The 8,987-nt window shown below is 36.4% G+C and carries 8 protein-coding genes and 1 tRNA gene; 5 read left to right on the top strand and 4 right to left on the bottom strand.

Features of this window, described 5'->3' with window-relative positions; genetic code table 11:
* The first annotated feature begins 185 nt into the window (after positions 1–185).
* A tRNA-Gly gene (locus tag ACJJVM_RS04725) sits at positions 186–258 on the top strand.
* Positions 259–319: 61 nt separating this feature from the next.
* On the opposite strand, the gene pepE is transcribed toward ACJJVM_RS04725, so the two are convergent.
* Entirely contained in the window at positions 320–1,024 is a 705-nt protein-coding gene (pepE, locus tag ACJJVM_RS04720; RefSeq protein ID WP_299147918.1) for a dipeptidase PepE, read from the bottom strand.
* Positions 1,025–1,181: 157 nt separating this feature from the next.
* Here pepE and ACJJVM_RS04715 point away from each other — a divergent pair, with 157 nt between their 5' ends.
* The 4 genes from ACJJVM_RS04715 to ACJJVM_RS04700 all read left to right on the top strand — a co-directional run bounded on the left by ACJJVM_RS04715 (position 1,182) and on the right by ACJJVM_RS04700 (position 5,647).
* On the top strand, positions 1,182–1,946 hold the full coding sequence (locus ACJJVM_RS04715; protein ID WP_405210949.1) for a carboxypeptidase-like regulatory domain-containing protein: 765 nt from the start codon (positions 1,182–1,184) through the stop codon (positions 1,944–1,946).
* Positions 1,936–2,712: a hypothetical protein gene (locus ACJJVM_RS04710; protein ID WP_405210948.1), complete on the top strand. Its 777-nt coding sequence runs from the start codon at positions 1,936–1,938 to the stop codon at positions 2,710–2,712. The genes ACJJVM_RS04715 and ACJJVM_RS04710 overlap by 11 nt, the downstream gene beginning before the upstream one ends.
* A gap of 70 nt (positions 2,713–2,782) precedes the next feature.
* Complete coding sequence (locus ACJJVM_RS04705; protein WP_299147924.1) at positions 2,783–3,277, top strand: DUF6702 family protein; 495 nt, start codon at positions 2,783–2,785, stop codon at positions 3,275–3,277.
* Positions 3,278–3,340: 63 nt separating this feature from the next.
* Positions 3,341–5,647: a M1 family metallopeptidase gene (locus ACJJVM_RS04700; RefSeq protein WP_405210947.1), complete on the top strand. Its 2,307-nt coding sequence runs from the start codon at positions 3,341–3,343 to the stop codon at positions 5,645–5,647.
* A gap of 274 nt (positions 5,648–5,921) precedes the next feature.
* Here ACJJVM_RS04700 and ACJJVM_RS04695 read toward each other — a convergent pair whose 3' ends face one another.
* The 3 genes from ACJJVM_RS04695 to ACJJVM_RS04685 all read right to left on the bottom strand — a co-directional run bounded on the left by ACJJVM_RS04695 (position 5,922) and on the right by ACJJVM_RS04685 (position 8,792).
* Positions 5,922–7,430: a hypothetical protein gene (locus tag ACJJVM_RS04695; protein ID WP_405210946.1), complete on the bottom strand. Its 1,509-nt coding sequence runs from the start codon at positions 7,428–7,430 to the stop codon at positions 5,922–5,924.
* Entirely contained in the window at positions 7,420–7,917 is a 498-nt protein-coding gene (locus ACJJVM_RS04690; RefSeq protein WP_405212175.1) for an RNA polymerase sigma factor, read from the bottom strand. Before ACJJVM_RS04690 ends, ACJJVM_RS04695 begins: the two co-directional genes overlap by 11 nt.
* Before the next feature lie 326 nt (positions 7,918–8,243).
* The gene (locus ACJJVM_RS04685) at positions 8,244–8,792 is read right to left on the bottom strand and encodes a hypothetical protein (protein ID WP_405210945.1); all 549 of its coding nucleotides are present in this window, start codon (positions 8,790–8,792) and stop codon (positions 8,244–8,246) included.
* Positions 8,793–8,987 lie beyond the last annotated feature (195 nt).

Genomic DNA, 8,987 nt, shown 5'->3' with positions numbered 1-8,987 from the left:
GTTTCAGATGAAGTGCGTATTTGTATCGATGAAATGCGTTATTTTTGAAAATGTTGTATAATAATATTTTTTAATTTTTTTCTTGTGTATCGCTTAAAAAGATTTATTTTTGCCTCGCTTTAGTATTTGAGCTTGTTTATTGAGCCATTTACTAATTACCTTTTGAAGAGTGTTCTTCAATAAATGCGGGAGTAGCTCAGTTGGTAGAGCGTCAGCCTTCCAAGCTGAATGTCGCCAGTTCGAACCTGGTCTCCCGCTCAAAAAAAAAAGCCCTGTAGTCATACAGGGCTTTTTTTATTTTATTTCGCGAAAGCGTAATTTATAGTTTAATTGTAGACAAAGACTCAATCTCATAAGGCTCTTTATCTTGTTTAAATACTCGAGCTGTATGGTCACCCTGCAATGTAATTTGTTTACCCTTTACTCGTATCCAGCTTCCTTCTCGTATTCCTAACACTGGAACTGTATTGTAAATGTGGTATTCTTTAATACGTGTCTCTCGGGTCTCACCCATATGTGTAGAGTCTGTATCTGGATCTAGGTAATGCGGGTTTACATTAAAAGGTAATACTCCCAATGTTTTAAAACTTGGAGGGTAGGCAATGGGCATATCATTTGTAGTTTGCATAGTGAGACCACAAAGATTACTTCCAGCGCTTGTGCCTAGATAGGGAGTTCCGTTTAAGATTACATCTCTAAGCGTATGCATTACATCTATTTTGTATAGCTGGTTAACTAGAACAAACGTATTTCCTCCGCCAGTAAATATGCCTTGGGCAACCTTTAGCGCTTCTGTTGCGTCTTTATAAGTATGGAGACCTTTTACAGAGATATTAATTTTTGCAAAGGCTTTTTGAGCAATCGTTGTATAGTCGTCGTGGGTAATACCACCAGGTCTAGCATACGGTATGAATATAATCTCAGTTACGTTATGAAATAACTTTTTAAGTTCTGGCAGTAAATACTCCAGGTAGGTGTCTCCATAGATAGTAGAGGTGCTTGCGGCAATAATGTTTTTTGACATAGATAATCTTTACTCAAAAATACAAACTTGATGAGGGATATGTGAATTAACAAAACATTAAACCTACAGATTAAAGAGCTGACCTATTTTTACAACACACATAAAACAGAATAATATCGCAAGACATTACATCTATATAATTTCCATACTATTATTTATGAGCAGTTTACTCACTGCTCAAAATAATACAGTGTTAGAAGGTAGAGTTCTTAATGATAGTGTTGAGATAGCTTCCATAACAGTGGTAAATATTAATATGCGTACGGGCACTGTTACTAATCTAGATGGGGTTTTTGAAATATCAGTACGAGTAAATGATACGCTTAATATAAGTGCTGTACAGTATGAGAGTAAGCGCATAATTATTACTCCAGTTATATATAAACGTAAGAAGCTCTCTTTGTATCTTGTGCCTAAGCTTAATGAGTTAGATGAAGTGGTGATAAGTAATATAGACCTTACAGGTGATATGACTAAGGATCTCAAGGCGGTGCCGCTTAAAAAGTTTATCTCTCCCACGTCTTTAGGTATACCAGAAAATGCAAAGCCTACGATGACTATAGAAGAACGCAGAGTATATGCAGCTACCGCAGGGGCTGGGCCACTGGGATCCCTCATAAACGCAATAAGCGGGCGTACTAAAATGCTAAAAAAACACTTAAAAATTTCAAAGTTTAAGATGATGGTTGAACGCAATCGCGAGACATTTTCTGACAGTACTTATATCAAGTCTCTTAATATACCAGAACACCTTATAGAAGACTTTGTATACTATATTTTTGAAGATAAAAAAGCCGTGCATCTATCAAATCAAGGAGATGCTATGGCAATTTTAGACCTTATGTTATTAAAATCTTCTGGATATTTGAAACTAAAAGAGGACGAAGGCGTCTTATTAAATAAACCTCCTAATGATGAGTAAGTATATAAGCTTCTGTTTACTTTTTTTTATATCTGTAGTATTGTATTCTCAAGATGCCATTATGCTAGAGGGACAAGTGCTTAATGATACTATAGATAAGGCAAACCTTACCGTAGTAAATATGACATTAAGAACGGGAACGATCACATCCAAAAACGGAAAATTTACAATTAAAGCACGTCTCAATGATACCATAAATGTGAGTGCTGTACAGTATGAGCCTAGGCAGTTTGTTGTAAATAGCACCATATTTAACAGAGAGAGAATTACATTGTATTTAATTCCTAAAATAACAGAGCTAGATCAAGTAACCATAAGTAATATAGACCTTACTGGTGATATATCAAAAGATGTGGGTACTACAGAGTATGAGATAAAAATTACACCTACAGATCTCGGTATACCAGAAAATACAGCCCCGCCACGTACGGTAGAAGAGCGTCGTTATTATACTGCTATAACAAGTGGGGGAGGCATCCCGCTAGATGGACTCATAAACTCTATAACAGGAAGATTAAAAATGCTCAAAAAGCATATTGAAATATCTAGATTCGAAAAACTTGTACAAGAAAGTAGGCACAGCTTCTCAGACAGTGTTTATATGAATGAGCTAGCTATAAATAAAGAATCTATAGAAGATTTTGTGTATTATACTTTTGAAGATCCAAAAGCAAAAGAGCTCGTAGATACAGATAACGTCTTGGGATTGCTTGAGTTTATGATGAAAAAGTCTGCAGATTATAAAAAACTCAACCCACAAGATTAACTACTGGCACGTTTATTGAAAATTTTTATTACGCTTTCGCGAAAGCGTAAACCCACCATTTATAATCATTATGAAAAAAGTCCTTTTATTATTTATAATCGCTCCATTACTTATGGCAGCTTCCTTACACAAATACTATTTAAGCGTAACAGATATTGCATATGACCAAGATGAGAAGTCTGTACAAATGATTACCAGACTTTTCTATGATGACCTTGAAGCAGTGCTCCAAGAACGCTATGACGAAACTATTGTGGTAGACGCAACGGCAGATCAAGAAAAGCTAGATGTATACTTAAATAAATACCTACAAAAGAAACTGGTAATTACCATAAATGGAGAAGAGAGAGAGTTTCAATTTTTAGGTAAAGAGTATGAAGATGATTACGTGGTTTGTTATATGGAAATAACAGATGTTGAGAGTGTTAACGCATTTGCGGTAGATAACCAGCTGCTTATGGATTTGTTTCCAGACCAAAAAAATATGGTACATACTACTATAGGAAATTACAAGAAAAGTTTCCTTCTCACGATGGGAAATGCTAAAGGGTTGTTAAAATTTTAAAAATTATTCCTAAAGCCTCTTAAGGATGGCTATTTTTAGAGCTAAAACTAATTCAACACACTTATGATTCGTTACTCGTATATGCTGCTCGCAGCATTTTTACTTCTTGGCACAAGCGCCTTTGCTCAAGAAGAACAAACAGAAGAGCGTGCAATGGGGCACGAAAACACAAACAGGTTTAGACAACTTTATAATGAAATGTCTACACCTAACCAGTACAGAACAGCCTCTGGAGCGCCAGGTCACGCATACTACCAGAATAATGCAGATTACAAAATGACCATTGAACTTAACGATGATACACACATCATCAATGGGTTTGAAACAATAACTTATAAAAACAACTCACCAGATGATCTTGAGTACCTATGGGTACAACTTGATCAAAACGTAAGAGAGAAAGACTCACCAGCCAAAGAGAAAAATGGTGGAGGAGTAGGTGCTGTATCACAGCCAGGTTCTTTTGTAGGATCATATATGAAGAGTGAGCCTTTTGACGGAGGTTTTAAAATACAAGAAGTAAAAGCTAACGGTCGTAACCTTAACCACACGATTAACTGGACTATGATGCGCATAGATATGCCACAGCCTCTTAAAGCTGGCGAGTCTTATACATTTTCTATAAAGTGGAGTTACCTTATACCAGAGCACACCGTAGATCGTGCAAGATCTGGATATGAGACTTATAAAGATGGTAATAAAGGATATATCATCGCACAGTTCTTCCCAAGAATGGCAGTTTATAATGATGTAGAAGGATGGCAGAACTACCAGTTCTGGGGTAACGGAGAGTTTGCACTACCATTTGGAGACTATGAAGTAGATATCACAGTTCCTAAAGATCACTTACTTGATGGTACGGGTGAGATTGTAAACCTAAAAGACGTTTACAGCAAAGAAGAAATGAAGAGATGGGAAAAGGCAAAAAAATCTTATGATAAGCCAGTAATCATCCGTACTCAAGCAGAGGCAGAAAAAATTGCCGCTGGAAAAATGAAAGCAACACAAACGTGGAAGCTTAGAGCAAAAAATGTACGTGACTTTGCATTTACATCATCACGTCGTTACATAATGGATGCACAGGCAGTAAAGTTTCCAGAGCGTGATGTAATGGCAATCTCTATTTACCCACCAGAAGGTAACCCATTATGGGAGGAGTACTCTACAAAAGCAATTGTACAAACATTAGACACCTACTCAAAGTATACTTTTAACTACCCTTACCCTAAAGCGATATCTGTACACGCAAAAGGTCAAGGTATGGAGTACCCTATGATATGCTGGAACTACGGTCGTCCTAATGAAGATGGAACGTACAGTGACAGAACAAAGTTTGGAATGATCTCAGTAATTATACACGAGGTAGGTCACAACTACTTCCCTATGATTGTAAACAGTGACGAGCGCCAGTGGGGATGGATGGATGAAGGTCTAGATACCTTTATGCAATATCTTACAGAGCAAGAGTTTGGTCAGAACTTCCCAGAGGCTATAAAAGGAAATGATGCATACCCATCAAGAAGAGGAGCACCTTCTAAAATAGTAGGATATATGAAAGGAAACCAAGAGTATATCGCTCCTATTATGTCTAACCCAGAAAATGCTTTTAACTTAGGGGCAAACGCATATGGTAAGCCTGCAACTGCACTTAACATCTTACGTGAGACAGTAATGGGTCACGAGTTATTTGATCACGCATTTAAGACATATGCACAACGCTGGATGTTTAAACACCCTTCACCAGAAGATTTCTTCCGTACTATGGAAGATGCATCTGCAGTAGATCTTGATTGGTTCTGGAGAGGATGGTTTTACAGTACAGAAGCAGTAGATATAGGTCTTAAAGAAGTAAAGCAATATTACATTACAGATAATGTAACAGAGTCTGGTAGAGCATTACTAGCACGTTATGGCGTTACAGACCCAAGCCAGATAGAAGCTATCTATGTGGTAGATGAAGATAGCCCAGAGTTTACAGAAGATATGAGAGGTAAAGATATGCTAGAAGCATCACCTACCCTTAAAGAATACCTTATGGATAACTTTACGCCAGAGCAGCGCGCAAAAATCAAAACGCCTAAGTATTTATACAAAGTGGTTTTTGAAAAACCAGGAGGAATCCCAATGCCTATCATCGTAGAATACGAGTATGCAGATGGATCAAAAAAGAAGGTAACATATCCTGCACAAGTGTGGAGAAAGAATGATGCAGAGGTAAGTAAAGCTATTGCTTCAGATAAGGAAATCGTAAAAGTAACGGTAGATCCAGATCTTGAAACAGCAGATATTGATACAGATAATAACAGCTGGCCTAAAGCAAAGAAACTAGGTAAGTTTGATAAGTTTAAAAACAATGCAAAAGGTAACTAGTACTAGTTACACTTTGTAATACATTAATAAAGCCGCCTCTCAATCGAGAGGCGGCTTTTTTTAGTAACGCCTGCTACGCATAACACTTTTGTAAACTAGTATAAGTCTTCTTGAGTTCTATGAAGTATATACCTCTTGTATGCAATTGTAATAGATAGAACCTTTCTTAAGTAACGGTTGAGAATATAGATGTGCGAGTTTACGCTTTCGCGAAAGCGTAAAAAAGACCTTTTGTCACCCTTTTTTCTAGAGCATTGCGGTAATGATGTGAGTCTTAAAACTTGTAAGACATCCCAAATTGAGCACCTATGTAGTAAGGTCTAAAATTGCTTAAGTTATTAGAATAAGGGTTGAGTTGGTATCTAAATACGGGCTCAACATTAAGGCGCCATTTCTCGTTTATATTGTAGTGACCTCCTAGACCAAAGTTAAAGGCAAGGCTTAAGCCATTAAGATTAGTCTCTCTTCCTACAAAGACAGATTCTCCAGATGTCGCAGTTGCATAAATCTCATTGTTGCTTAGAACGAAGAGACTTACACCAGGACTTACGCTTAAGGCTAAGCGCTTGTTTAGTAACCTATACTGAAAATCTAAAGGGACTTCTATATAAGAGATATTTTGCTCTATAGATACTACATCATTTGTATTAAAGAAACTTTGAGCTTCTGGTGAAGTTTCTGTAGTACTGCCTCCGTTGAGCGTCGCTAGATTAATAGCCGAAAGTTCGTATATATTAATGTTTCCATCGGTTACAGATACTTGAAAGTTTTCTGTTTGGTATTTTAGAGGGGCATAACCCACACCTAGCCTAAGGCTAGTTCTTTCGTTTAAAGTATAGTCTACACGCACGCCATACCCTACGGTAGATATTGCGTCACGTGGATTATTTACCAGTCTATCATCTATAGAGGATCCTTTGCTCACAGATCCATAGTTTAAAACACTGGTGTAAGGAGATATTGCTATCTCATACTCTGTAGCACGTTTGCGATCTTGAGTGCGTTCTTCTTGTGTTTTAGGAAGGTTTACTTTTTTCGTTTCTGTAGTGTTTTTTGCTAGCATTATTTTTGCTGCATTGTCAAGACTATCTTCCTTTTTCTTTATCAAAGCTGCTATATCTGCCGCAGCTTGTCTCCTTTGTTCTGCAATTTCTAGGGCTGTAGCTTGTTTACTTTTTTCTTGATATTTAAGAAGCGCCTCTTTGTTTTCTTTGCTTGATAGAGATGGTGAAGGGCTGTTAGTTTTATTTAAAACTACATTGTTTGTTTGAGGATTGTTGTTATTAACTTTAAGCGCTTCAATCTCTCTTAGGGAGTAGTTTGTGTTTTCTTTAGAGGTGCTGGATGTCACTATTTGTTCATTAGCTTTCGGCTTTGTGTTTGTGCTCTGTAAAGAGTTTTGTAGTTGTTCTTTAGATTGTACTCGTTGTGAATTGTAAGACTTTATTGCATCACTAGAAGTAATTGTTTTGTCACTTTTTGCTATTACCGTATTTGAGTCTATAATAGAGGCACTGCTTACTGAGTCAAGTTTTATAATAGTATTGTTTACCAGTACTGGCTTTTTCTTTTGACTAGTTACTTCTGGTTGTGCAAACCAGAGCAAGCTTAGAGCTCCTATGACCAGAGCACCTCCAAAAAAGTACCAGAACGGGGCAATACGACGGCCTTTAGTCTGGTCAAGTTCTGCGGCAATGTTGTCCCATAGTCCAGCATCTGGTGATTGCTCTATACCACCTAGACGCTCCTTAAAGAGTTTGCCTATGTCTTTTTTAGTTCCCATTAACTATGGAATTTTTTTGAGCAGCCATTAAGGCTATTATTCTTTCTTTTAATATCATTTTGGCCCTGTGTAAATTAGATTTAGACGTGCCTTGGCTTATATTTAATGATGCTGCTATTTCCTTATGGGTGTAGTTATCTAGTTGGTATAAGTTAAATACGAGTCTATAGCGATCTGGTAATTCTTGTACAAATGTGAGTAAGGTTTGTAATGGTACGGTTATGTTATCTTCATCTATGGTAATATCATCTTCTTTAATCTGATGATCATCTATAGATTCTAAATATGGTTTCCTTTTGTACCTATCTATTGCTTTATTTATTACAATGCGTTTCATCCAGCCTTCAAAAGAACCTGCGTTCTTAAATGAGTCTATTTTTGTAAATATGGTTACAAATGAATCTTGAAGATTATCTTGCGCCTCATCTCTGTTTTTGCAGTACTTCATACTAAGCGCAAAAAGTCTGTCTTTGTATAAATTATACAAAGATTGTTGTGCCTTACGGTCACCCTTTTTACATTTTTTTAAAAGCTTCTCTAGTTCCAAGAGATTTGATGTTTGACGTGTGTGTATATTAAAAGTTTAAGGTCATTTGGGGCAATATTTAGACCTTAAACTATCAATATACTAATAGGAGTTTCTCAAATTCATAACAATCTTTTTCTGTTCTTCATATTATAGACTTGAAGATGTAGAAAGGTTGCGTCACAATGTAACTTTTTATCGGAAACGGTGCTTATACTACTATGTATGCAGTTACTTTGATAAGTAGTTAATTAGAATAGAACTTGGTTTTTACAAGAAGAGTACTACTAGTTAACCTCTGTGTTAATTATAAAGTCTATGTTAAGACCTCCATTAACAGCCGTGTTTGTAGAAGAAAAAATACGACCATCTGTAAGAAGTAATTCAAATCTTGTAGTAAAGATATCACCAGCAGCAATACTGGTAGATGTATTATTTGTGTTACTTAAAAATTGATCTGCTGTAATTGCTAGGTCATAAACAGGGAAGCTGTTTTCGCCAGCAATGAAGCTACTAGCCGCGATTGTCTCAAAAAGAATTTCTTGTTCTACAAGCGCTTCTGTGCTGTCACCACTCATCTCAGATAGGTCGTAGTAAGTTACATACACTCTCATTTCTTCTAGCAATGTGCCATTTTCATCATCCCTGTATTCAAGTCTCGCTTCTAGTGAGCCCTGAGCATCTTCTTGAGAAATGGTGTTATTTGTTGTGCTTACTAGTTCTATTACAGCTCCATTTGAAGCCGAATCTGAAATGTTGCTTAAGTTTACATTATCATCATCACAGCTAGCAAATACGATAATTAATACGAGAAAGTAAATAGCTTTAAATTTCATAATAGTTTGATTTTTGATTAATAATTACAATTTACAAATCAACTTTTAAAATGACTATATAAGTAAAGTCAACTATTATCGGGAGTTACTTAATGGTTTAAAAGTGATAGGATAACGCTTTCGCGAAAGCGTAAATGCAACCCTAAAGAAATCAACCTATTTGTCACCCTTTTTTAAGTCTTTTTACAAAGCATC

Source organism: Dokdonia sp. Asnod2-E02, from assembly GCF_045063915.1.
Classification (GTDB): domain Bacteria; phylum Bacteroidota; class Bacteroidia; order Flavobacteriales; family Flavobacteriaceae; genus Dokdonia.
This window is presented reverse-complemented; position numbering and strand designations above follow the sequence as displayed.

What these genes read in the sequence shown, in the direction of transcription:
- ACJJVM_RS04715 (WP_405210949.1), top strand. Translation starts at nt 1,182, where the DNA reads ATGAGCAGTTTACTCACTGCTCAAAATAATACAGTGTTAGAAGGTAGA.
- ACJJVM_RS04705 (WP_299147924.1), top strand. Translation starts at nt 2,783, where the DNA reads ATGAAAAAAGTCCTTTTATTATTTATAATCGCTCCATTACTTATGGCA.
- ACJJVM_RS04710 (WP_405210948.1), top strand. Translation starts at nt 1,936, where the DNA reads ATGATGAGTAAGTATATAAGCTTCTGTTTACTTTTTTTTATATCTGTA.
- pepE (WP_299147918.1), bottom strand. Translation starts at nt 1,024, where the DNA reads ATGTCAAAAAACATTATTGCCGCAAGCACCTCTACTATCTATGGAGAC.
- ACJJVM_RS04685 (WP_405210945.1), bottom strand. Translation starts at nt 8,792, where the DNA reads ATGAAATTTAAAGCTATTTACTTTCTCGTATTAATTATCGTATTTGCT.
- ACJJVM_RS04695 (WP_405210946.1), bottom strand. Translation starts at nt 7,430, where the DNA reads ATGGGAACTAAAAAAGACATAGGCAAACTCTTTAAGGAGCGTCTAGGT.
- ACJJVM_RS04700 (WP_405210947.1), top strand. Translation starts at nt 3,341, where the DNA reads ATGATTCGTTACTCGTATATGCTGCTCGCAGCATTTTTACTTCTTGGC.